The 22,658-nt window shown below is 71.8% G+C and carries 21 protein-coding genes; 5 read left to right on the top strand and 16 right to left on the bottom strand.

Going from position 1 to position 22,658, the window contains the following annotated elements:
* Nucleotides 1–113: 113 nt before the first annotated feature.
* Nucleotides 114–1,082, bottom strand: a complete 969-nt coding sequence (locus NRK68_RS35640; RefSeq protein WP_183068816.1) for an SMP-30/gluconolactonase/LRE family protein — start codon at nt 1,080–1,082, stop codon at nt 114–116.
* 143 nt (nt 1,083–1,225) lie between these two features.
* Nucleotides 1,226–2,146 carry a helix-turn-helix domain-containing protein gene (locus NRK68_RS35645; RefSeq protein ID WP_257858311.1) on the bottom strand — a complete coding sequence of 307 codons (921 nt, stop codon included), beginning with the start codon at nt 2,144–2,146 and terminating at the stop codon, nt 1,226–1,228.
* 140 nt (nt 2,147–2,286) lie between these two features.
* Here NRK68_RS35645 and NRK68_RS35650 point away from each other — a divergent pair, with 140 nt between their 5' ends.
* Nucleotides 2,287–2,796 carry an SRPBCC family protein gene (locus tag NRK68_RS35650; RefSeq protein ID WP_257858312.1) on the top strand — a complete coding sequence of 170 codons (510 nt, stop codon included), beginning with the start codon at nt 2,287–2,289 and terminating at the stop codon, nt 2,794–2,796.
* Nucleotides 2,797–3,049: 253 nt separating this feature from the next.
* Here the strand turns inward: NRK68_RS35650 and NRK68_RS35655 are convergent, their stop codons facing one another.
* Nucleotides 3,050–3,490, bottom strand: a complete 441-nt coding sequence (locus NRK68_RS35655; RefSeq protein ID WP_183068813.1) for a hypothetical protein — start codon at nt 3,488–3,490, stop codon at nt 3,050–3,052.
* Between the two features lie 373 nt (nt 3,491–3,863).
* Nucleotides 3,864–5,642 (bottom strand): serine/threonine-protein kinase, encoded by a 1,779-nt coding sequence (locus tag NRK68_RS35660; RefSeq protein ID WP_257858314.1) that lies wholly within the window; start codon nt 5,640–5,642, stop codon nt 3,864–3,866.
* A gap of 313 nt (nt 5,643–5,955) precedes the next feature.
* Between NRK68_RS35660 and NRK68_RS35665 the strand changes: the two genes are divergently transcribed.
* From NRK68_RS35665 to NRK68_RS35675, 3 genes are all read left to right on the top strand, one after another.
* Nucleotides 5,956–6,918 carry a TerC family protein gene (locus NRK68_RS35665; protein WP_183068812.1) on the top strand — a complete coding sequence of 321 codons (963 nt, stop codon included), beginning with the start codon at nt 5,956–5,958 and terminating at the stop codon, nt 6,916–6,918.
* Nucleotides 6,919–6,970: 52 nt separating this feature from the next.
* Nucleotides 6,971–7,192, top strand: a complete 222-nt coding sequence (locus tag NRK68_RS35670) for a hypothetical protein (RefSeq protein ID WP_183068811.1) — start codon at nt 6,971–6,973, stop codon at nt 7,190–7,192.
* Between the two features lie 127 nt (nt 7,193–7,319).
* Complete coding sequence (locus NRK68_RS35675) at nt 7,320–7,751, top strand: DUF732 domain-containing protein (RefSeq protein WP_257858315.1); 432 nt, start codon at nt 7,320–7,322, stop codon at nt 7,749–7,751.
* Nucleotides 7,752–7,897: 146 nt separating this feature from the next.
* Here the strand turns inward: NRK68_RS35675 and NRK68_RS35680 are convergent, their stop codons facing one another.
* From NRK68_RS35680 to NRK68_RS35695, 4 genes are all read right to left on the bottom strand, one after another.
* Nucleotides 7,898–8,161 (bottom strand): hypothetical protein, encoded by a 264-nt coding sequence (locus tag NRK68_RS35680; RefSeq protein WP_183068809.1) that lies wholly within the window; start codon nt 8,159–8,161, stop codon nt 7,898–7,900.
* A gap of 45 nt (nt 8,162–8,206) precedes the next feature.
* Entirely contained in the window at nt 8,207–9,322 is a 1,116-nt protein-coding gene (locus tag NRK68_RS35685; RefSeq protein WP_257858316.1) for a ParB/RepB/Spo0J family partition protein, read from the bottom strand.
* Nucleotides 9,319–9,501: a hypothetical protein gene (locus NRK68_RS35690; protein WP_257858317.1), complete on the bottom strand. Its 183-nt coding sequence runs from the start codon at nt 9,499–9,501 to the stop codon at nt 9,319–9,321. Before NRK68_RS35690 ends, NRK68_RS35685 begins: the two co-directional genes overlap by 4 nt.
* Before the next feature lie 155 nt (nt 9,502–9,656).
* The gene (locus NRK68_RS35695) at nt 9,657–10,001 is read right to left on the bottom strand and encodes a hypothetical protein (protein WP_257858318.1); all 345 of its coding nucleotides are present in this window, start codon (nt 9,999–10,001) and stop codon (nt 9,657–9,659) included.
* Nucleotides 10,002–10,128: 127 nt separating this feature from the next.
* Here NRK68_RS35695 and NRK68_RS35700 point away from each other — a divergent pair, with 127 nt between their 5' ends.
* Nucleotides 10,129–11,118: a helix-turn-helix domain-containing protein gene (locus NRK68_RS35700; protein WP_183068805.1), complete on the top strand. Its 990-nt coding sequence runs from the start codon at nt 10,129–10,131 to the stop codon at nt 11,116–11,118.
* Between the two features lie 35 nt (nt 11,119–11,153).
* Here the strand turns inward: NRK68_RS35700 and NRK68_RS35705 are convergent, their stop codons facing one another.
* The 8 genes from NRK68_RS35705 to NRK68_RS35740 all read right to left on the bottom strand — a co-directional run bounded on the left by NRK68_RS35705 (nt 11,154) and on the right by NRK68_RS35740 (nt 22,480).
* Nucleotides 11,154–11,738 (bottom strand): LOG family protein, encoded by a 585-nt coding sequence (locus NRK68_RS35705; RefSeq protein WP_183068804.1) that lies wholly within the window; start codon nt 11,736–11,738, stop codon nt 11,154–11,156.
* Between the two features lie 56 nt (nt 11,739–11,794).
* Entirely contained in the window at nt 11,795–13,096 is a 1,302-nt protein-coding gene (locus NRK68_RS35710; protein ID WP_183068803.1) for a Zn-dependent hydrolase, read from the bottom strand.
* A gap of 1 nt (nt 13,097) precedes the next feature.
* Entirely contained in the window at nt 13,098–15,119 is a 2,022-nt protein-coding gene (locus NRK68_RS35715) for a M13-type metalloendopeptidase (RefSeq protein ID WP_183068802.1), read from the bottom strand.
* Nucleotides 15,116–16,333, bottom strand: coding sequence for a JmjC domain-containing protein (locus NRK68_RS35720; RefSeq protein WP_257858330.1), 1,218 nt, complete (start codon nt 16,331–16,333; stop codon nt 15,116–15,118). The genes NRK68_RS35715 and NRK68_RS35720 overlap by 4 nt, the downstream gene beginning before the upstream one ends.
* A 407-nt stretch (nt 16,334–16,740) precedes the next feature.
* On the bottom strand, nt 16,741–17,247 hold the full coding sequence (locus NRK68_RS35725; RefSeq protein ID WP_183068800.1) for a DinB family protein: 507 nt from the start codon (nt 17,245–17,247) through the stop codon (nt 16,741–16,743).
* 34 nt (nt 17,248–17,281) lie between these two features.
* Nucleotides 17,282–18,463 carry a cupin domain-containing protein gene (locus NRK68_RS35730; protein WP_183068799.1) on the bottom strand — a complete coding sequence of 394 codons (1,182 nt, stop codon included), beginning with the start codon at nt 18,461–18,463 and terminating at the stop codon, nt 17,282–17,284.
* Nucleotides 18,464–18,510: 47 nt separating this feature from the next.
* A complete protein-coding gene (locus tag NRK68_RS35735) occupies nt 18,511–20,505 on the bottom strand; it encodes a carbamoyltransferase C-terminal domain-containing protein (RefSeq protein WP_257858332.1) in 1,995 nt (664 codons plus the stop codon).
* The gene (locus tag NRK68_RS35740; RefSeq protein ID WP_257858333.1) at nt 20,489–22,480 is read right to left on the bottom strand and encodes a S9 family peptidase; all 1,992 of its coding nucleotides are present in this window, start codon (nt 22,478–22,480) and stop codon (nt 20,489–20,491) included. The genes NRK68_RS35735 and NRK68_RS35740 overlap by 17 nt, the downstream gene beginning before the upstream one ends.
* Between the last annotated feature and the right edge of the window lie 178 nt (nt 22,481–22,658).

The raw sequence follows: 22,658 nt of genomic DNA on the forward strand, positions 1-22,658 counted from the left end.
TGTTCCTTGGTCGGAACACATGATCCAGACGAAGGCCGCTTCCGCGTACGGCGGTTACCGAACCGAGTGATCAAGTACGAGGCATCGTTCGACCTCGGACGTTAAAGATCAAGTTAGTCGTCCATGTGGGCCAGGAGGAGGTTGGGGTCCTTCGCCGTGACGTACGCGGCGCTCAGGACGTAGGCGGTGTCGCCGCGCAGGGCGATGGAGGTGGGGTTCTGCAGGCCGTCGGCGGCGGTCAGGACGGTGGAGTGGGTGCCGTCGCTCTGGACGAGAGCGACCTGGCCGGGGCCGTTGAGGGCGGCCAGGATCTGGTCGCCGTGGCCGGTGAAGGCGAAGTCGTCGATCCCGGCCAGCCCGGTGGCCCGGGTCTGGACCTGGCCGGCGCGGCCGTCCCGCAGGACGGGTATGCGCAGGACGGTGCCCCGGTCGAGGTTGGTGGCCCACAGGGCCCCGCCCCGGATCTTCAGCCCGTTGGCGCCGAGGAATCCGGTGGAAGCCAGTTCGGGGGCGGAGGACCAGGTGTGGGGGGTGCCGCCGGTGGTGGGCACGCTTGAGATGGTGCCGAGGACGGAGTCGGTGACGTAGAGGGTGCGGGTGCGCGGGTCCAGGGCAAGGCCGTTGGGCAGGCCGGCCGCGGGCAGCGCGGCGATGCGCTGCGGTGTGCCGCCGGGCCGCAGGCGCCACAGGCCGGTCAGGTCTGCGGTGCCGGTGGCGTACAGGAAGTACAGGGTGCCGTCCTGCGCGCGGACGATGCCGGTGGTCAGCGGGAAGCCCAGGACCGGGGTGTGGACGCCGCCGTCGGCGGGTGCGGGCAGGGTGGCCAGGATCCGGGTGGATCCCCCGGGGGTGATGCGGGCGACCTGTCGGGCGGCGGCGAAGGTGACGTATGCGCTGCCGTCGGGAGCCAGCGCGATGTTCTCGGGCGTCTGGTGCCGGGTGAGGTCGAAGTGTGTGGCGATGCGTGCGCAGCTCAGTGGGGCGGAGGCGGCGGAGGCGGTGCCGGGGGTGGCCGCGATGACCGCTGCCGCGGTCAGTACGACGGTTGCAGCGGCGGTCGTGGACAACGTGTTCCTGGACATGGTTCCTTCACTGTTTTCGGGCATGCGGCAGCGGTACGCCGGCGTGCTGGGGTGGGGGGTTGGGGTGGCCGCCGTACCCGGGTGAGCGGAGGGAGGGCGGGTGTTCGCGGATGTCTGCCCGGCGTTCGCCGGTGTGTGCCGGGTCAGCCGGAGCCGGCCCGGACTCCCGGTCGCGTCGGGTCGTGCTGCGGGGTGACCTGGTCGAGCAGGGCCAGTGTGGTTCGCGCGGGCGAGTCGGCCTCGGTGGTGGCGATGACGATGTTCTGTTCCTGGCCCTGGCCCTGGCCCTGGCCCTGGCCCTGGCCCTGGCTGAGGGTCTGCTGGGTGACGGTCAGCGCCCCGATCAGCGGATGCCGCATCTCGTAGGTCGCGACGGCGCACGCCGTGACGCGGTGGTCGGCCCACATCGAGGCGAAGTCGGAGCTCTTCGCGCTCAGTTCACCCACCAGCGTGTGGAGTGCGGTGTCGTCCGGATGCCGGCCCGCCACGAGGCGGAGATTCCCCACCACGGCCCTGGCCTTGGCCGGCCAGTCGGCGTACAGGTCACGGGTGTGCGCGTCGAGGAACACCAGCCGGGCCATGTTGGGCCGTTCCGCCGGCCGGTCAGGGGCGCCGGGGTCCAGGTGTCCTGCGAACAGCGCATGGCCCAGCCGGTTCCATGCCAGGACGTCACTGCGGCGGCCTGTCACGATCGCCGGGACGTGGCCCAGTGCCTCCAGCAGCTGGCCGGTCGCCTCCGTCACCCGCTCCGGGGCGGGCCGGCGGCCCCGTCCTGCGCCCGTGGCCGAGGACCGGGCCAGGTTGTGCAGGTGCAGGCGCTCGGTCTCCTCCAGCCGCAGGGCCGCGGCGATCGCGTCCAGTACCTGCGGTGAGGCGTTCAGGGACTGTCCCTGTTCCAGCCGGGTGTAGTAGGAGACGCTGACACCTGCCAGCGACGCCAGCTCCTCGCGTCGAAGACCCGGCACACGGCGCCGCTCCCCGTAGCCGGGTATCCCGAGATCCTTCGGTCGCAGCTGGGAGCGCCGCGTCTGGAGGAACTCCCCGAGCCGGACTTTTGCGTTCATGGATCCGAGTATGGGCCGGGCCCGACCGCGCAGCCTGACCCTGTCGTGGATAGGCAGCAGCGGGTCTGGCTCGGCGGCGCGAGCGGTGGTGACGTGGACGTCGCCGCCATGGCACCACCCCGCCCGTCCAGGAGGACGCCTTGAACGCCATCACCAGCGCACACGACCCCTTCGAGGTCCTGGACGCATCGGATTTCACCTTCACCCGGCGCGCCTGGGTCGATGCCGTGCCCGCCCGCGTCTACGACCTGGTCAGTAACGTGTCCGCCATCGGGCGCTGGAGCCCCGACGCGAGCGACGTCACCTTCGACCAGGGCGCCGGTCCCCGGGTCGGGGCCTGGTTCAGCGGCCGCAACCACAAGGACGGCAGGCAGTGGACCACCCGCTCCCAGGTTGTACGAGCCGAGCCCGGCGCCGCCTTCGCCTTCGTCGTCGGCGGGGCCGAGGACGGTATCGTGCGATGGAGCTGGGCCTGCCACCCCCATGGACGCGGAACCGTCGTCGCGCAGTCCTGGCAACTCCTGCGCCTCGACCCCGTCCTGGGCACCACCCGCGCCGACCTCGACGCCCTGCGCGACTACATGACCGACAGCGCCGAAACCACCCTGCTCTCCCTCGCCCGGTGGATCGCCGAAACACCGGCCCGGTGAACGACCCCGCAGGCCGTACATGCGCGATCCGCAGGAATACCGCGGCCCACCTCCACCCTGGCCGGACCGTACTGACCGGCGCCGCACCGGCCGCCACCGCCTGCACCCGCGTCCTCGGCAAGCAGACCGGACTCGCCTCCTCAGGGAATCCCACCGGTTGCAGAGGTCAGGGTCGAGGTCACGCGGAACCGTCAGGCCCCCGGTGTGGACGACGAGGGTGAGGTGGATGCCGGTCTGGGCGGCGGCGGGCGGTTCACGGGGCGGGGCGTAAGTCGTCCTGGTCCTTGAGGACGGTGACCTGTTCGCCGTCGGCTGCGTACGAGACCACGCCGCTCCACCGGCCGTCCCCGCCGCGCCGCCACTCGGTGAGCAGGCCGGGCACCCACCGGCCGTTCTCGCGGACCAGGCAGGGCTTGGCGGTGCGGGACGGCCTGTAAGCGGGGAAGCAGGGGATGCAGGCGCCGCGGCCCTGGGCCATGGCGTCGGCGAGTGCGGAACGGGTGGGCTGGTGAACGTCCCGGCCGAAGCGTGCGGCGCGGGCCTGACCGTCGGCGAGAGCTTCGCAGGCCTCCGTCCGGTGGAAGACGGAGCCGCCGCGGGTGGTCCAGACGTTGGCGGTGAGCCCGTGCGGCACCGGCTTGCAGTGTCCGCACTGGCCGACTATCAGTCCGTGGTCGCAGCGCTGGTCGCTCATTCCTGCATCGTGCCCCGGCGTCGGCCGGAGATCAATGACTGCTCGTCAGCCCATCGTCCCGGACGCTTCTTGGCAGGCCGGCGCCGGGCGCCGGAGCGGCTGCACACCGCGAACGGACGGCTTCGTGATCGCACTCAAGTGCCGGCGGCCGCCCCGCACCCGTACGGGACCAGCACCACCAGCCCTGAGCCGGGGTGAACCGGCCGCGTCGGTCCCCACCGGGCACCCGGCGGCCCCTCACCGGTGCGGTGGCCCGGGCGGCCGGAAGGTCAGGGTGCCGAGGGGGCCGTGCCGGTGGTGGGGCCCGGGTGATCCGTGCCTTGGCTGCTGGTCGTTGATGCGTCGGGGACGAGTGCCGTCGGTCGGACACCCCCTAGGGCTGGCGCTTCCAGAGGGTGACTTCGGTGAGGTAGGTCGGGACCGTGTACTGCTTGCTGGGTGACGGCTCAACAGTGACGATCTTGACCAGGGCCAGGTTGCCCTTGGATGTGACCGTGCACAGCAGATCGCCCTGGACGATGGCGCTGGCCGCGCCTGAGAGGTCCGAACTCGGCAGCCGCTCGGGGATCGGGTTGGTGGCGGCTGCGTCCGCGCACAGCTCGGGGGTGGTTCCCTTGCTCTTCCCGAACGTGGTTGAGCTCTTGACGTCCTCGAAGCCCATCTGCAGCTCTCGCTCCTTCCAGCCGATCTCCCCGAACGGAGCGACCTTGGGAAAGTCCAGGTCGACGGCGTTGACCTTGCCGAATTCCCGGCCCGCCAGAAGCCTGAGCGGCTTGTCCTTGTAGACCTCGGTGTAGGCAGGGCTGATGGCGGAGGCCTGGGGCGCGGCCGCGGAGCCGCTGGACTGCGCGGCGGGTGCGGCGGCGTCCTTCGGCTGGTCTGCCGCCTTCTGCTTGTCGTCGCTCGCGCTTGTCTTGCTGCTGTCGTCGTCGGCGCTCGTCAGGTACCAGCTGCCGCCCGCGATCAGCGCCAGCGCCAAGACCCCCGCGCCGACGATCAGCGGCGTGTTCCTCCGACCCGCGGCAGCGGGCACGGGAGCCGCCGGGCCGACGGCCGGGGGCGGCGTGTAGGCGGCGCTGGTGGGAGCGTCGTGCAGGGGGAAGGGCGGGTGGCCGCCCGTCGCGTTGTGCGTCGGCACGTGCGCCGGGTGGGCCGGTGCTGCGGCCTGGGTGGGTGCGTACGCGGGCCGGGCCGGCTCGGGGGTGTGGGTCGGCGTGTACGCGGGCTGGACCGGTGCCTGCGCCAGTTGTTCGCGCCGCGTGATCTCCGCGGCGATCGGTGCGGGCAGCCAGTGCGCGAAATCGCGCAGGTTGCGCCCTGCGGATGTGCTGCACAACTGGGCGATTTCCGCGGGCAGGGGCCTCTGCGCCGGATCGGCGGCCAGGCAGCGTTCCAGCAGCGGCCGCAGTGCGTCCGGGTAGCGGCTGAGGTCCGGTGCCTGCTGTGGGGTGTTGGCTATCGAGGCTGCGATGGAGATGCCCGAGCCGTCGCCGTACGGGTGGCGGCCGGTGGCCACGACGGCGGCGATCAGCCCCAGCGCGAAGATGTCGGTGGCGGGGGTGACGGTCTTGCCGAGTGCGTGCTCGGGTGACATGTACTGGGGGGTTCCGATGAACCCGCCGCTGCGGGTCAGTTGGGTGGTGTCAGTGGCTCGCGCGATGCCGAAGTCGATCACCCAGGGGCCGTTTGAACCCAGCAGAATATTGCTGGGTTTGAGGTCGCGGTGCACCACCGAGGCAGCGTGTACGGAATGCAGTGCCTGGGCGGTGCAGCCGATCAGCTGGAACACGGCCGGCAGGGGCAGCGGTCCGTGGGCGGCGAGGGCCTCGTCGAGTGGCAGGCCGGGCACGAACGCGGTGGCCAGCCAGGGCTGGTCCCCGCTGGTGTCGTGGTCGAGAACCGGCACGATGTGGTAGCCCTGCACACGGCGGGCCGCCTGCACTTCGTGCTCGAACCGTGCCCGGAAGTCCTGCTCCTGGGCGAACTCGCGTCGAATGACCTTGAGTGCGACCGGCTGATTCCCCCGGGTCCGGGAGAGGTAGACGGAGCCCATGCCCCCCTCGCCGATCTTGGCGAGCAACCGGTACCCGGCTATCTCCTGCGGGTCGTTCGGCCCCAGCGAGCCCATCAGGGCACGGTCGGCGTTCGACATTGATTTCCCCTCGTTGATCAACGAGGGAAGATCGTAACGGGCGTTCGTCTCCCGGCCCGTGCCCCGTCCCTTCCGAGAGTGCGAGGGAGGCCAGCCAGGTCGGAGTGCGGTGTCGGCCGCGCCGAGGGACGCCCGACGAACGGGGTGAAGGCCGGGCCGGCCCTGAGAAGAAGCAGGCGGCGCGCTCCCCCTGGCGATGGCGGTGGAGTCGGCTGCCGCGGTTCACCCACGAAGAAGTCAAATAAGTATAATTACGGCAAAATCGAGTATTAGGGGCGCCGCCCTACCGACTGCCGTTCCGCGGGGGTCCTCCGTGCACGACGTGCCTTACTGGCTGTGGATCGTCTTCGCCGTCACCGTCCTCGTGGCGCTGGCGGTCGATCTCCTCGCGCACCGGCAGGCGCACGTCATCGGCTTCCGGGAGGCGGCCGCGTGGAGCGGGGTGTGGGTCGGCCTGGCGCTGGCCTTCGGGGGCCTCGTGTTCGCCGTCGTGGGCACGCAGGCCGGTGTGGAGTACACGACGGCGTGGCTGCTGGAGAAGAGCCTGTCGGTCGACAACCTGTTCGTCTTCGCTCTGATCTTCGGCTATTTCAAGGTCCCACGGGCCTACCAGCACCGTGTGCTGTTCTTCGGGGTGCTGGGCGCGCTGGTGTTCCGGGGTGTCTTCCTCGCCGCCGGAGTGGCCGTCGTCAGCCGGTTCACGGCCGTCCTGTACGTCTTCGCCGCGATCCTCTTCTACAGCACGTACAAGATCCTCAAGGAGGAGGACGACAGCTTCGACCCGGGGCGGAGCCTCGCCGTCCGGCTGCTGCGGAGGATCGTGCCGGTCAGTGACGACTACGTCGGGACGAAGTTCTTCGTGAAGGAGGCCGGCCGGCGCGTCGCCACACCGCTGCTGGCCGTGGTGGCCGCGATCGAGGCGGCCGACCTGGTCTTCGCGGTCGACAGCGTGCCCGCCGTGCTCGCCGTCAGCAGTGACGCCTTCATCGTCTACAGCAGCAACGCCTTCGCCATCCTCGGGCTCCGGGCCCTCTACTTCATGCTGGCCGGCATGCTCGACCGCTTCCACTACCTGAGCACGGGGCTGGCCCTGATCCTCGCGTTCATCGGCGTGAAGCTGGTCCTGCAGGCCTCTCACGAGCTGATCAGCCCCGCGGTGCCCGAGATCCCCTCGCCGGTGAGCCTGGCCGTGATCGTCGTCGTTCTCGCGGCGTCGGTCGCCCTCAGCCTGCTCCGGCCGCCGCCGGACGGCGGCAGGCCCGCCGACAGGGCGTAATCACCCCAAAGAAAGCTTCAAATCGGGGCAAAGTGGCGGTAAAGTCATTTTTATGGACGGAGAGAAGCATCCCGCCGCATCCCTTCCCGGACACCTCTGCCCCAGCTGCCATCAGCAACTGCCCGCGACGGTCCAGCGGCACAAGACGATGGGCGTCTACGTTCCCCTTTACGCCGACGCGCCCTGCACCAACCCGGCCTGCCCCCAGGCCACCCCCGCCAGCCGGCCGGAGCCGCGGACGCAGCCACTCGGCGAGGGCCGCACCGCCCCCTGAGGCGCGGCCCGGCGGCATCTCGGCGGGCCGCGCGCCCGCGACGGCCGCCGGTGCGCTCCCGGCTCCGCCGCGTCACAGCTGCGTCACGGACCGCTCCCCCGCCCCGCGCGGAGCCCACCATGTTCTGATGCGTACACACCAAGCTGCGATGCTGCTGGCCGCCGCCACCCTGTTCGCCCTCACCGGCTGCACCAGCGATCCCGAAGCCGACGCCGGACCCACCCCGGTCGCCCCCGCGCCCACCGCGCCCGCCTCGCCCGCCGGCCCCGGCGCCGCGGACACCCCCGGAATCCCGCCCGAGCCCACCGGCGACAAGCGCGTGATCTACCTCGCCACGCTGGGCGGCATCGACCCGGACATCGTGGACGGCAAGGACGACCAAGCCATCAGCCGCGGCCGCGACCAGTGCGCCGCCATGAAGGACGAGAAGGACCCCGACAAGCGCATCGCCCAGGTCGAGCAGCGCTTCACCGGCCCCGGCCACCCGGGCGGCTTCGGCCCGACCAAGAGCGCGCTCATCCTCGCCACCGTCCAGGCCAACATCTGCCCCACCTACTGACGGCACGTCGCCGCAGGGCTTCAGCCGAACGATCTTCCCCACAGGCACAGGTCGGGCCGGGGGGCAGCCCGCCCCGGGTCGGCAGGGGACGGGACCACGCAGGACGGGCTGTTCCCTGCTGGGCTTGGCCGGTGTCCGGGCGCGGGTCAGCGCTGGGGTGCGGGTCCGTTGAACTCGACACCGACCCGGCAGGGCACCCGGCCGGCGGGCGGTCCCAGGATGAGCGCGGTGTCGCCGAGCAGGACGCGTGCATGTTCGGGGTCGAGGGTGACCTCGACGCGGTCGCATTCATGCGGCCGGTCGGACGGGCCGACCAGGAGGTGGAAGGCGAGGGTGCCGTCCGCGTCGCGGGTCGTGGTGACCACCGCGTCCATGATTCCGGAGATGGGCCTGGGGGTGTGGGGCGACACGGCCGGCCCCTCCCTTCCTGTCGGTACGTCGCGCCTGCCGGTGTGTCAGGCGCTGAGCGTGGCGGGGTCTTCCCCGGCCGCCAGTTCGTCCGCGAGCTGGTTCCACAGCCGGGCATAGCCCTGCGCGAGCTGGGCCATGGGCTGCTTGCAGTGGGCGGGCAGTACGGCAGCGATCTGGTGCCGGTCCTGGGTCATCACGGTGCAGGCGCTGAGCAGTCGCAGCACGTTGCGGCCGGATTCGCTCAGCCGCAAGGAAGGGTCACGGCGCAGTGCGTCGAAGATGCGCAGCAGCCGGTCGGGGGGCGGGGCGGCGGGGACGGCCGGGTGGCGCGGAGCGAGCCGGACCGGCGCGAGTTCCACCGGAGCGGCGGCCTCGGCCGGGTACGGGGCGGAACCGTCGGGAGCGGTGCCGGGCTCGGCGGGAGGGGATTGCGGCTGGGGGCCGCGCGTCTGGGGAGCGGGGTCGCGGCCGGGCACGGGGTGCTGTCCGCGTCGCAGGCGGTCGCGTACGTCGGCGACGGTCGCCGGCGCCAGCCCGGCCTCCGCAGCGATCTGCCGCAGTGAGGCGCCGGGGTTGGCGCGGAGCAGTTCGCCGGCCCGCTCCCGGCCCGCGCAGGAGTTCACCGGCCGGACCCGCCCGTCGCGGCCGATCCGGCGGACGGCGGTGTCGGCGGCGCCGGTGTCCTTGCGCAGCCTGCCGACCCGGCGGGCCGAGAGTCCGGTGAGCGCGGCTACCGCGCGGTCCGACCACAGCGGGTGGAGGGTGAGGATCCGGGAGGCCGCGGCGGCTCGATCGGCCGGGGTGAGTGGGCGGCCGTGGGCCGTATTGGTGGCCACGGCCAGCAGTTGGGCCTCGGACGGGGGCCCGTCGAAGTACCGGACCCGGATGTCCGTGCGGCCCTGGACGGCGGCGGCGCGCAGCCGGTGGATGCCGTCGACGACGGTCATGGTGGGGCGGTGGACGAGGATGGGCGGGAGTTCGGTCTCCGTCTCGGCGAGGGTCCGTACCCAGTCGGCGTCCTCGCCGTCCACTCGGGGTGAGAAGCCGACGGAGATCTCGTCCAGGGGAACCCGTTCGACGGGGAGGTCGAGGATTCCCCGGTCCCGGAGCCCGATCAGCCGGTCTGCTGTTTCAGCGGGGCGGGGGGCCACGGTCGTCACTGCCAGCCGAGGTCGTCGCCACTCGGACGCTGTTCCGGGGTGGTGCTCACAGCGGCCGACGGGGGTGTCGTCGTGGTCCCGGTGTCGGCGTGAGCGGCGCCCGCCCCGAGGGTGCCGAGGGCCAGGGCTCCGGCCGCGATGGCTCCGCGGAGCATGCTGTGGGAGATCTTCGGCGACATGGTGTTCCTGCCCTTTCACCGGACGGGTTTGGTGACGTCCCTGAGTCTGCTCACCGCCCTGAGCTGTGGACAGGGGGGCCGGGACGGGCAAACCGGCCTTGGCATACTCAGTCCAGCTTCGACCAAGGGCAGGTAGACCTCAGGTAAATCGATGGTCAAGTGGACGGCTCCGGTGGCGGGTTCGGCAGGGCCTGCGGCAGCAGCAGCGGAACCTCGGCCCGCAGCAGGGTCCAGCCCACCAGCGACGGCAGGGCTGTCTGCGCCAGCTGCCACAGGCGCACGGCCGCCGCCTCCGCTTCCGCCAGCGAAGCAGCCCGCAGATAGACGCCGAGGACCGGGTGGTCTTCGGGCTCGGGGTGCACGCTGATGTGAAGCAGGCCCTCGCAGTCCTCGGCGCAGCCGGCGATGTCCGCCGCAGTGGTGTGCGGGAGTCGGCCGCAGGCCGGCGGGGCCCACAGGTGGATGTGGACGAGGTACATCGAGTGCCGCAAACCCTTCACTTCCGGATACTGGCGTCTGGAGGCTGTATTCCGGACGCATTTGCCAAGGCCGTATTGATCAGGGGACGACTGGCCCGTATGTTCGGCGGAATCACGCATCTCATCTCCCGGTCTGGAGTGGCGCTCGATGCTTGACCTGCTCGGACTCGACACGGCGGCCGAATCGGTCTACCGCGGAATCCTGGACGGGCCACAGGATGTACCCGATTTGTGCGCCCGGCTCGGACTGTCCGAAAAGGAAGTCCGCGATGCGCTCGACAGGCTCAGCGCGATGGCCCTGGTACGCCCGTCGACGGAGGATTCCGGACGGATGCACGCGGTCAGTCCGCACGTCGGCATGGAAATCCTGCTCGCCCGCCAGCAGGCCGAGCTCGCCCACCAGCAGCAACGGCTGGAGGAAAGCCGGGCCGCTGCCGCGCAGCTGATCCTCGAGTACGACGGGCGGAGCGACGGTGTTGCCGGGGTGCGCTATTTCGACGGGATCGACTCCATACGCGACCACCTGGCGGTGTTGCGCAGCAAGGTGACCGACGAGCTGCTCACCTTCGCCCCGGGCGGTCCGCAGACCCTGACCAACATGAATGCCTCCCGCCCGCTGAACCAGCAGCTGCTGGAACGGGGGGTGCAGATGCGCACCGTCTACCTGGACTCCATCCGCAGCTGCCCGGACACCATGGAGTATGCCCACTGGCTCTCCGAGCAGGGATGCCAGGTGCGTACGGTGCCCTCGCTGCCCAACCGGGTGATCATTTACGACCGCCGGGCGGCGGTGATAGCCGCCGACACGGGCAACACGGCGGCCGGGGCGGTGGAGGTGACCTCGCAGGGGATGGTGGCCACCCTGCACGTTCTGTTCGAAAGCGTGTGGCAGTCGGCCGAACCGCTGGAAGCGTGCAGCCGCCCGGTTCCTGGCGCCCTCAACCGGCAGCAGGCCGAGGCCCTGCGGCTGCTTGCCCAGGGCTACACCGACGAGGCCATCGGCACCCGGCTCGGTGTCTCCCCGCGCACCGCGCGCCGGATCGCCTCCGGCTTGATGGACGCCCTCGACGCTGCCAGCCGTTTCCAGGCCGGCGTGCACGCGGTGCAGCGCGGCTACCTGCCCACCACCCCCGACTGACCGGCCGGCCGGCGGGGCCGGCCCAAGGCCTGTTCTCACACCGGGGCCGGCACGGCCGCTCCCGGTGCGGCCAGCAGGTCCAGGGCCTCGTCGGCGGTCTCGGCGCTGCGTACGACACCGCGCTCCTGCGCGGTCAGGAAGCCCTCGGTCACCAGGTGGTCGAGCATGGCGAGCATCGGGGTGTAGAAACCGCGGTGGTTGACCACCACGACCGGCTTCTCCATCAGGGAGAGCTGGTTCCAAGTGGCCACCTCCATCAGCTCGTCCATGGTGCCGATGCCCCCGGGCAGTACGGCGAAGCCTGTGGAGAGCCGGTACATGAGCGCCTTGCGCTGGTGCATCGAGCGCACCACGAAAATCTCGCCGCGTGCCCGGTCTCCGCGCTCCCGCTCGTAGAGGCTGCGGGGGAGCACCCCGGTGACGGTGCCGCCGCCGGCCAGCACCCCGTCCGCGACCGCTCCCATCACGCCCACTCCCCCGGCTCCGTAGACCAGGTCCCGGCCGCGCCGGGCGAGTTCGTACCCGAAGGCACGGGCGAACGCGACGTGGTCCTCGCTCACTCCGGGGCGGGCGCCGCAGAACACCGCGATCCGTCTGCTCCTGGTGACTGGCGTCTGCATGGGCCCTTGCTCCCCGGCATTGCTCGTACTCCCGGCCGGACCGCCTCCCGGCCGGTTCACAGCACTGTCCCGTCGGCCACCCGAAGGGCGGTGCGCAGCAGCACCCGGGCTCCGGCCACCAGGTCCTCCGGTCGGCTGTTCTCCTCGGGTACATGGCTGATCCCTCCGAGGCTCGGGACGAAGATCATCCCGATCGGGGCGAGGTCCGCCACCACTTGGGCGTCGTGGCCCGCCCCGCTGGGCAGTACCTCGTGCGCCAGGTCCAGCCCGTCCGCGCTCCGCTCGATCGCCGCGCGAAGCCGCAGGTCTGCGGAGACCGGGTCCGAGCGGGTCTCGGCCACCACTTCGATCTCGGTGCCGGTGGACAGCTCGATCGACCGGAGCATCCGGCGCAGCACCTGTTCGGCGCCTGTCATGCGCCACACGTCGGTGTCGCGCAGGTCCACCGTCAGGCGGACGGCGCCGGCGATGGTGTTCGGCGTGTTGGGGTGCGGGTCGAGGCGGCCCACGGTGGCCACCCGGCACAGTCGGCGCTCCGTTGCCAGGTTCTCCGTCGCCAGTACCACCCGGGCCGCAGCCGCCATCGCGTCGCGCCGCCCCGCCATGGGGCTGGTCCCTGAGTGCCCGGCGCTGCCGCGTACCTCCAGGGTGAGCACGGTCCGGCCGGTGATGGCTTCCACCACGCCGATCCGGTTGCCGCTGCGCTCCAGTACCGGTCCCTGCTCCACGTGGAGTTCCAGGTAGGCGGCGATCGAACCAGCCGGCCAGCAGGCGCTTCCCAGCGCATCCAGGTCGCCGCCGGCAAGCCGCAGTGCTTCGCGCAGCGGCCTGTTGTGGTGGTCGGCGGGTTCCTGGGGCAGTGCGGCCAGCCGTCCCGCGACGGCCATGGATCCCCAGAACGGCTGAGGGAACAGGGCTCCCTCTTCGTTGGCGAAGGCCACCGCAACCGGCTCGAAGACGGTGTCCAGTCCTGAATCGGCGAGGGTCTGTACCACCTCCAGGGCGGCCAGCACCCCGTATGCGCCGTCCAGCCGTCCGCCGTTGACCACGGTGTCCAGGTGGGAGCCCATCATCAGCACCTGCCGTTCGCCGGCCTCGTCGCCGAGGGAGCTGGGCAGGCAGGCGCGGACCACGATGTTCCCGGCGGCGTCGACCGACGGGGTCAGCCCGGCCGCCCGGGCCTGGTCCATCAGGTATGCACGCCCCTGGCGGTCTGCGGCGCTGAAGCCCTCCCGTGTGATGCCTCCCGTCACCGGGTCCGCGCCGATGCGCGCCAGCTCGGCGACGCGCCGCAGCAGACGGTCCGGGTCGATGTCCAGGGTGCGCTGTCCGCCCCGCTCCAGTACCTGGTCGCTCATCTCACTCGCTCCTCGGCGCCATCAGCGTGAGCCGGTAGGCCGGCCGGATGTACATGCGGTCGCCCTCGCCGACCCCGAACGCTTCGTAGAAGCCGGGGATGTGGCCCAGGACGCCGTTGCAGCGGAATCGGGGTGGTGCGTGTGTGTCGTTCTCCAGGCGCTCACGCATCCGCTCCGGGGTGCGCTTTGCGCGCCACATCGACGCCCACAGCACGAAGAACCGGCGCAGTTCCCGGTGGCGGGCGGCTCCGGTCACCCCGCAGGAGGCCAAGTGCTCCTCGAACGCGGCCTGCGCCACCGTCAGACCGGCGATGTCGGCGATGTTCTCGGCCAGTGTGCGGGCCCCGCTGACCCGGCGGCCGCCGGGTCCCTCGGGCGCGTAGTGGTCGTACTGGGCCGCCAGCGTGGCGGTACGGCGGTCGAACTCGGCGCGGTCGGCGCCGGTGCGCCAAGCACGGACGAAGGCGTGCGCCATTTCGTGGCAGACGATCGCGCCGAGCACCGCGTGGTCGCGAGCCGGGTCCGCCCCGGCGGTGAACACCGGGGGCCGCAGGAGTCCCGCCGGGACGACGACCTGGTTGAGTCCGTGCCGGTAGTAGGCGGTGACGGCCTGCGGCAGGACCCGCCATTCGGCCGGGTCCGGCGGACCGCCGAGCCGGCTCAGCTGGTGGGCGAACAGCCGGGCCCGGCCGCGCTTGACGTTGCCCATCAGGTCGGCGGGGTCGGTGACCAGCGGGCCGGGTCCGGCCGGGGGGCCGGGCCGGCCGGGACGGGGGTGGCCCGGGTGGTCGGCGGCAGGGCCGCCGAGGTCGAAGCGCATGCCGGCCAGCAGTGCCAGGTCCGCCGCCCGGCCTGCGGGGCTCTGCCAGTCGGCTCCGGCCAGCCGGTCGCGGAAAGCGGTGGCCAGCCGGTTCACCAGGGCGGTGGCGGCTCGAAGGGTGTGCGGGTCCAGGTGGGTGCGCAGGTAGCGGGCGCCGACCAGGTCGCCTGCGGCGGTCTGGACGAAGGCGGTGGCCCGCAACCGGCGCGGCCAGGGCCGGCGGACGCCGGTCAGGTCCCGCCAGTAGAAGCTGAAGTGCTCGCAGAACATCCGGCGTGGCCCGAACGGGGCCATCTCGTGGACGTAGCGCCAGACCAGCCAGAGCCGCAGTGACTCCAGCGGGGTGGTGGCCCACCAGTGCTCGAGGGCCTCCAGGAAGCCGGCGGAGCGGATCCGCACTCGGGCGGCACCGGGGACCGGGCCGAGCTCCTCCAGCCACTGCGGCCAGGGGAAGCCACGGTCGCGGTTGGCCAGCTCGGCGGCGGTGCCGGGCACCGGGGGGATGTCAGGGGCTCCGGCACCCGTGCTGTCCGGCGGGATGTGCCCGCCGGACAGCAGGGTTTCCGCCCGCAGGACGCGGGCCGCGGCCGATTCGGCGTCGGGCAGCCCGGCGAGGGAGAGCATCGCCGCCACATGGACGGCGTACCGCTCGCGCAGGCGCCCGCTGCGCGCCTCGCGGTACAGCGAGGCGGAAGGCAGGCCGAGGCCGGAGGGGGTGAGGTCGAGTACGTACTCCCGCGTGTCGACGGTGACGGCGGGGGCGGCGGCGCCGGTCACGCCCTGCGCCTGTAGCCGTCCCAGGACCCGGGCGAGTGCCCGTCGGTCGGGCGCGGTGCGGATCGCGACCAGGTCGCCGGCAAGGGCGCCGACGCCGAGTTCCTCGATCCGCGGTTCGTCCATGAAGCTCGTGTACAGGTCGGTGATGCGGCGCCCGTCCGGGTCGGTGCCGGGGGCTCGTACGAGGGCGGCGACCTCTTCCTGCACCTGCTCGGCGAGGAGGGACAGCATGGTGGCCTCGGCCCGGTGCTCGGGCAGGACGAACCCTTCGGCCCAGCGGCCCGATGCGTACTGGTGGAAGTCGTCCTGCGGGCGGACCGACAGGTCGAGCAGTGGGGGCTCGGTGCCGTGGGCCTCGGCAGCGGGATCGAGGGTTGCGGCGGACGGGCGGGCGGGGGCCCGGGCAGCGGTGGGGGCGGTGGTCATCGGTCCACGCTCCCCGCCCCGACGGCGGCCGGTTCCAGCAGGCCGAGCCGGGTCAGGGACTCGGCGGCGCGCACGGAGCGCGGGGCGGGGGCGCCCTGGAGCAGTTCCCCGGCCTGGACCGATCCGCCCCCTTCGAGCAGACGCAGGGTGGCGGCCACCGCATCCGGGACGGCAAGGGTGTGGCCGTTGACGGTCAGCTGTGTTCGGCCGCCGTCGCTCGGGCCGATCGCCACCGGGATCCTGCTGCGCCGCAGCGGGTCGTGCGGGGAGAGCCCGGAGAGGGAGGCCAGCCGCTCGAACTCCCTCGGGCGGGAGGCGCCTGCCCGCTCCTGGCCCGCTGTGGTGAGCCGTGCCGCCTCCGCGGCGGGGGCCACCTGGGCCAGCCGTTCGGCGAGCAGTGTGAGCTTGGCGGCGAGCGCGGTGGCGGACGGGCCGTGGTCCGTGCCCGTGCCGCCCAGGTGGGGGACGGCGGCGAACTCCTCGTCGGCGGTCAGCGCGTCGACCGTCTCGCGCAGCAGGTCCCGCCAGCGGCGCGGGGTGACGGTGACCGATACGTGCAGGGAGACCAGGTCCCCCGCGGCGGCGGCGTGCGGGGTGCCGTAGGGCAGGTAGAGCACGTCGCCGGGGTGCAGGGTGGTTTCCAGAGCGGGCTCGCCGAGAGTGCCGTCGGGGTAGGTGGCAGGTTCGCTGCGGCGTTCGCCCGTCGGCTCCCAGACCCGCCAGCGCTTGGTGCCCTCCGTCTGCACGACGAACACGTCCACCGGGTCGTGGTGCGGGGCGTAGCCGTCGTGGCCGGCGGGGGTGAGGAAGGCGACCGCCTCGGCCGGGGCGGCGAAGGCCTGTGTGAACGCCTGGACCAGATGGCGGGCGGAGGGCAGGAAGTGGTGGAGGTAATTCCAGGTGACGGTGCCGCCGGAGCGGAACAGCTCGTAGACCTGCTCGGGTACGACGGCCTCGGTGAGTGCGGCGCCGTGCTCGGTGGCCACCCTGGTGTAGGCCTTGCCGGGGATGCCCTGGCCGCCGCGGGCCACGCGGATGTAGGCGGGGTGCACGGTCTCCATGGCGACGAGGTCGTCGAGCCGGCCGACCGACACCAGTTCCCGGGCCCGGGTGGCGTCCAGCGCCCCGCGGCGCAGCATCGGGCGCTCGCCGAAGTGTCGTGAGAAGAACTCCTCGGTGTCTCCGACCAGTTCCTCGAAGGTCCAGTCCGTCACGATGCCGTCTCCTGTTCGCGTCCCTGCGTGCCTGCGGCCGTGCGGGCCAAAGGGGCGGCCGGAGCCGCCCCTTATGCCGCGACCGGCTATTACTGGATGTTCACGTGGTACGCGGTGGCCAGCAGCTCGGCGGAGGTCTCGATGAACTCGATGTCGTCGTAGGTGTTCTCCATGACAATCAACTCCCTTTGTTTCTGGCCGGGTTGTTCCCGGCGTTGATGAAATGTTGCCCCACGGACGGGATTGCGGTCAACGAATGCCGACGGTGTTCAACCTGTTCAACCGATGCGGCGTGCGCACTTGAACGGAATCCGGAAGAAAGTGGAGCGGAAAAACAGAGAAGCCGTGCCTCGCTGCCGGGAAGGGCAGCGGGGCACGGCGTGAAAGGGTTTTGCGGGACCGGGAATTCAGACCCCGGTGGTGCCGTCGATTCCCTCGCGGAGGAAATCGGCGTGTCCGTTGTGCCGGGCGTATTCGTGGATCATGTGGAGCATCACCCAGCGGAGCGAGACGTCGAGGCCGCGACGGCGCTCGTGGACCACGAGCTCCAGGGAGCCGGCCTCCGTCTCGATGCGCCGGGCGTGCTCGACCTCGGCCCGCCAGGCGGCGAATGCCGCGGGCACGTTCGCGTCGTCGGCCTCGTAGGCCGTCTGGAAGTCGAAGTCTTCGGACCACACCAGCGGGATGTCCTGCCCATCGACCACCCGGCGGAACCAGGAGCGTTCCACTTCGGCCATGTGCCGGACCAGGCCCAGCAGGGTGAGGGTGGAGGGTGGCATGGAGCGGGTGCGGAGCTGGTCGTCGGAGAGGCCGGCACACTTCAGTTCGAGGGTCTGCCGGTGGAATTCCAGGTGGGCGCGGAGCATCTCGCGCTCGTCGGCGACGGTGGGCGGAGAAGGTCGTTCGATGGTCACAGCCGGATCCTCTCATCCGGGTCGCGGGTCCGGTTCAGGCTGCTACCTCCAACAGGCCGATCCTGGCCAGTCCTTGCGCGGTACGGGTGGCCCGCTCGGCGGGGACCCCGGGGAACACACTGGCGGCGGACATCTGTTCGCCCACCGCGAGGCCTGCCAGGCTGACGGCCACCGGCTCGGGCACGGCGATCCGGTGCCCGTTGACGGTGAGCTGGACCCGTCCGCGGTCGGGAGTGTCGAATTCGACGGTGGCGGCGGTGCGGCGCATCGGGGTGTCCGGTTCCAGGGCGTCGAGGCGGGCGGTGGTCCGGAAGGTGTTCCCGGCGGAGTTGCCGGGCATCCGGCGGCCGAGCTCGGCCAGCCGGTCCAGCTCCGGTCCGGGGGCGAGGGTGGCCAGACGCCCGGCAACGGCTCGCAGCTTCTCGGTGAACAGCGTCTCGGTGCCGGCCGTTCGGTCCGCGCCGATGAACGGGAACTCGTTGAACTCCGGGTCCCGGACCAGTTCCTCGAAGGTCTGCTTGAGCAGGTCCTTCCACATCCGCGGGCGGATCATGATGGAGAGGTGGACCGAGGCCAGCTCCTCGGCGGCGGCCGCGTGGGGGGTGTCGTACGGCAGGTAGAGAACGTCGCCGGGCTCCAGCAGGACGTCGATGACCGGCTCGCCCAGCTGCTCGGCGGTGTACGAGGCGGCCTCACCGCGGCGTACCTCGGCCGGGTTCCACAGCCGCCACCGCTTGGTGCCCTCGGTCTGCACGATGAACAGGTCGACGGGGTCGTGGTGCGGGGAGAAGCCCTGCTTGCCGGCCGGGGTCAGGAAGGCCACGCAGTCGGTCTTGGCGCCGAACCGGTCGCTGATGACGCGGGTGAAGTCGCGCAGGGAGGTGTCGAGGTGGTTCAGGGAGCTCCACACGATGGTGGCGCCGGCCCGGAACAGCTCGTAGACCTTCTCCGGGACGATGGCGTCGGTGAGGTCGGTGCCCTGGACGGTGATGGTCCGGGTGAACCCCTGGTCGGGGACGCCGGCGCCCTTGAGGTTGGCCCGCAGGTAGGGCGGACGGATGATATCGAGCTGGACCAGCTCGTCGAGCCGGCGCAGCGAGAGGATGTCCTGGGGGGCTTTCAGCGCGCCCTTGCGCAGCAGCGGCTTCTTGTTGAAGTACTCGGCGAAGAATTCCTTCTCGTCGCCGACCAGGTCGGCGAAGGTGTAGTGCGTCATGCTGGCAGTCCGTTCCAGGTGTCCCGGATTTTCTCCGGGGAGGGGTGTCAGTGGCGGAGGGCGGGGGCGTCGCCGAAAACCGTGCCCGGGCCGTGGTCGCGGCGGAATTGCTCGAGGTTCTGCGCGAAGGCCGGGTCCTTCGAGGCGACCCGTTCGGCGAGCAGCCGGATGCGGTTGGGGGTCCAGGTGTCCGGGTCGGCGAGGAGCTGCGGGGTGCCCGTGAGCAGCAGCAGGCCGGCTTCGGTGTAGCCGCGGTCGAGCCAGGACTGCCAGATCGCGTCGCGGTCGGCCTCCTGCCCGGCGAAGTATGCGGTGGCCCGGGGGTGCGGGCCGGCCAGCGGGACGGCGTCGGCGGTGCCGGACTCGTGGAGCAGCACGCGGCGGCCGGCCAGGTAGACGATCCGGATGCCCTTGCGGACGGCGAAGTTCAGCGCCTGTGCAGCGGTATCGGCAATCGGCTCCCCCTTGTCGTTGAGGGAGGTGTTGCACACGATCGGGACCCCGGTGGCGTCCCGGAACGCCTCGATCGCCCGGTACAGCAGCGGGTTGTCGGCGGCGGTCAGGGTCTGGTGGCGGGCGGTGCCGTCGAGGTGGAGGACGGCCGGTATCCGGTCTCGGGCTTCGGGGCGGACCCGGGCGGCTTCCAGCATGTAGGGGGAGGGGCGGTCCTGCTCGAACCAGTCGCCGGCGTGCTCGGCGAGCACGATGGGGGCGACCGGACGCCACCACTGGCGTTGCTTGTACGCGTTGAGGAGGTCCTTGACCTTCTCGGAGCGGGGGTCTGCGAGCAGGCTTCGGTGGCCGAGGGCGCGTGGTCCCATCTCGGCGGCGCCGTCCGCCCAGACCACCACCGAGTCGGTGAGGTCCTCGGCGAACCGCTCCGGTGTGAAGTCCTCGACGTTCTCGATGAAGGGGGCGAACGCGGCGAGCGCCTCGTCGATCTCGTCGGTGCGCAGGTCATTGCCCTGGTAGGCCGTGGTGATCTTGAGGTCGGCGGTGTCGAGGGCACCGGTCGTCCAGAGCCCGAGCAGGCCCAGGCCCAGGGCTACGCCGGAGTCGTTGGCGCAGGGCGGGGTCAGCAGGCCCCGGAACCGGTACCGCTCCAGCATCCGTGTGTTGGCCTGCACGTTGAGGGCGAAGCCGCCGCTGACGCAGAGGTAGCCGTCCTCGGGGCGCACGCCTCCCAGCGCGGCGAGTTTGTCCACGGTGCGGGCCGTGATCAGCTCGCAGCACTCCTGGACCACCTTCATCACGGCGCTGTGCAGGTTCTCCTCGGCGGTGAACCTCGGGTCGGGGGCGGTGCCGGCCAGCTGCCGTTCCGCCTCGGCGAGCACGCGCCGGACCAGGCCGAAGGCGTCGGCCCAGGGCTGCACATGCCCGCCGAAGAAGGTGAGGTCGCCGAGTTCGGCGGCCGCGTCGAGGTCGGCTGTGGTGTCGCAGGCGGAGGCGAGTGCCATCAGGGTGCCCGGCTCCTTGCCCAGTACCCTGTCGGCGGCGTGGTAGAGCGGCGCGGGCGACTCGATCGGGGCGAAGGTGATGTCGCCGCGGACCGATACGCATCCGGCGTAGTAGGCGCCGGGCAGCTCCCGCTCCAGGACCAGGTCGGGGGCGGCGTCCACGGCGAGCCCGATGATCACCGACTCCTTGAACAGCCGGGTGTCCGTCATCAGTCCGCTGAACAGGTGGCCCAGGCTGTGCAGCGGCAGTCCCTCGGCTCCCCGGGGCACCTGGAGCGGCTGGTAGCCGGGCAGGCCGGGGGTGCCCCAGCTGACGGTGACGTCGGCGGGGGTGAGGCCCTCGCCGGCCAGCAGATGGGCCAGGAAGGCCTCGGACCGCTCGGCCGTGTAGAGCGGCCAGGAGTGGTGCTTCTGGCCGCTGATCCGTTCCAGCTCCCAGTGCCGGACCAGTTCGACCCGGCCGGCGGTGCGCCGCCACAGCGAGAGGTTGTGGTCGTGGCGCGGGGAGATGACGGCCCGTTCGCCGGGCGGAGTGAGATAGGTGGAGAGGATGTACTCGGCGGGCTGGTCAGCGTGCGGGGGCACGGTCGTCCTCCTCGGGCATCTGGCGGGACCACCAGTCGAGAATCGCCTCGTAGCGGGCGACCCGGTGGCTGGGCAGACCGGTGCGGGACATGTCGTGCCCCTCGCCGGGGAACAGCAGCAGCTCGACGGGTACCCCGCGCATCTTCAGCGCGACGAACATCCGCTGTGCCTGCTCCATGGGGGTGTGCCGGTCCTCCTCGGACTGGATGAACATCATCGGGATGTCGATCTGGTCGGCGTAGCTGATCGGGCTGAGTTCCGCCCACCGGGCGGTGTCGGCGCCGTAGAGGGCGATGGAGTTGTTGACCCCGTCGTCGGCCGAGCCGAAGTGGCTGTCGATGGCGTAGCAGCCGCGTTCGCCCATCGCTGCCCGGAACCGCTTGCCGTGATGGGCGGCCAGCCAGGCCGACATGTAGCCGCCGAACGAGCCGCCCTGGACGCCGACGCGGCCGGCGTCCAGGGCGCTGTCGCGCAGCGCGTGGTCCAGCAGGGCCAGCAGGTCGGGGGCGGTCCGGCGGGCCAGGTCGTCGGCGGCCCAGCGGCCGTGCGCCTGCCCGTACCCGGAGGTGCCGCGCGGGTTGCCGAGGACCACCGCGTAGCCGGCGCGGGCGTAGACCTGCGCTTCCTCGAAAGAGGCGGGCCCGTTCAGGGTGTAGCCCCACTGGGTGTACGGGCCACCCTTGATCTGGAGCAGCACCGGGTGCGGCCCGGGGCCCTCCGGCCGGATCAGCCAGCCCTGGAGGGGGTATCCGTCCTCGGTGTGCGCGGTGAACTCCTCGATCGGTCGCAGCCGTGCGCGGGCCCGCAGTTCGGCGCCGAAGGAGGTCAGTTCGCGTTCGGTGCCGTCGCGCAGCACGGTGAGGTCGCCGGCGCTCTCGGCGCCGGACAGTACGGCGGCCACGGTGGTGGTGCCGTCCGGGGCCTCGGCGACCGCGAACCCGTTGACCTGGCGAGGGCCGGTGACGACCGGGCGGGGTTCGCCACCGTCGTAGGGCACGAGGACCAGGTGGACCTCGCCGTGCCAGTCGTTGGGGAAGTACACCCCGTCCTGGCCGGTCTGGATCATCAAGGAGGAGAAGCTCAGGTGGTGGGTCTCGGGGTCGGTGAGCCGGACCGGGTCGGCGGAGCCGTCGCTGAGGACCGACCACAGGCCGTAGCTGCTGGCGCCCCGGGCGCGGCCGTCCGCGGTGAGGGTCTCGGCGGCGAAGTAGACCGTCCTGCCGTCCGGGGAGAACTTCGGACAGCTCATTTCCAGGCCGCCCTGGGTGAGCGGGCGCTGGCCGCTGCCGTCGGGGGCGCATACCCACACGTCACGGCGGAGGTCGTCGGCGTGCCCGGGGTGGCGGCCGGAGACGAAGGTGAGCAGGGAACCGTCCGGGCTCCAGGCCACCTCGTCGTGGTCGAAGGGGCCCGAGGTGAGCTGGGCGGCGGCCGGGGCAGCGGCGAAGGCGCCCGTGGCGAACGGGGCGGTGACGAACACGTGGCGGGGCCGGTCGAAGGTGAACCCGAGGCCGTCCGCCATGAAGCGCAGCGCGGTGATCCGGCGCGGCCGCTCCTTGCCGGGCGGTACGCCGGGCAGATACCGGCCCGGCTCGGGCACCCGGGCCGTGAAGGCGAGGCGGGTGCCGTCGGGGCTCCACGCCGGCTGACCGGCGCCGAGTGGGAGGTCTGTCACGGGGAACGGGTCGCCGCCGTCCATGGGGAGCAGGTGGATCTGGGCGGGACCACCTCCGGGCAGCGGACGCAGGAAGGCGAGCCAGCGGCCGTCCGGGGAGAAGGCCGGGGCACTGTCGTGGGGGCCCCGGGTGAGCCGACGGGCCGGTGTGGACCCGTCGGTCGCGGCCACCCACAGCTCGGTCGCGTTGGCATCGGCGGCCACGTCGGGCGCCGTCACGCTGACGGCAGCCAGACGTCCGTCGCCGGACAGGGCGGGCCGTCCCAGTATTCGCAGCAGATCGATATCCGTAGGGAGCATGGACGGAAAATTAGGGGTGGAATCCGAATGTCCTCAACCGCGTTCAACTGTGCCGTTCAACTGCGCCTTTGGTCTCCGGAGGTGTTCAACCGCAGTAATGCGGCGGTTGAACGGGGAAGTTGAGCCGGCCACGGATGTTCGGCATCATCTTGCGCTCCTGCCCGCCGACCGCAGATGG

Source organism: Streptomyces yangpuensis, from assembly GCF_024666385.1.
GTDB lineage: Bacteria > Actinomycetota > Actinomycetes > Streptomycetales > Streptomycetaceae > Streptomyces > Streptomyces yangpuensis.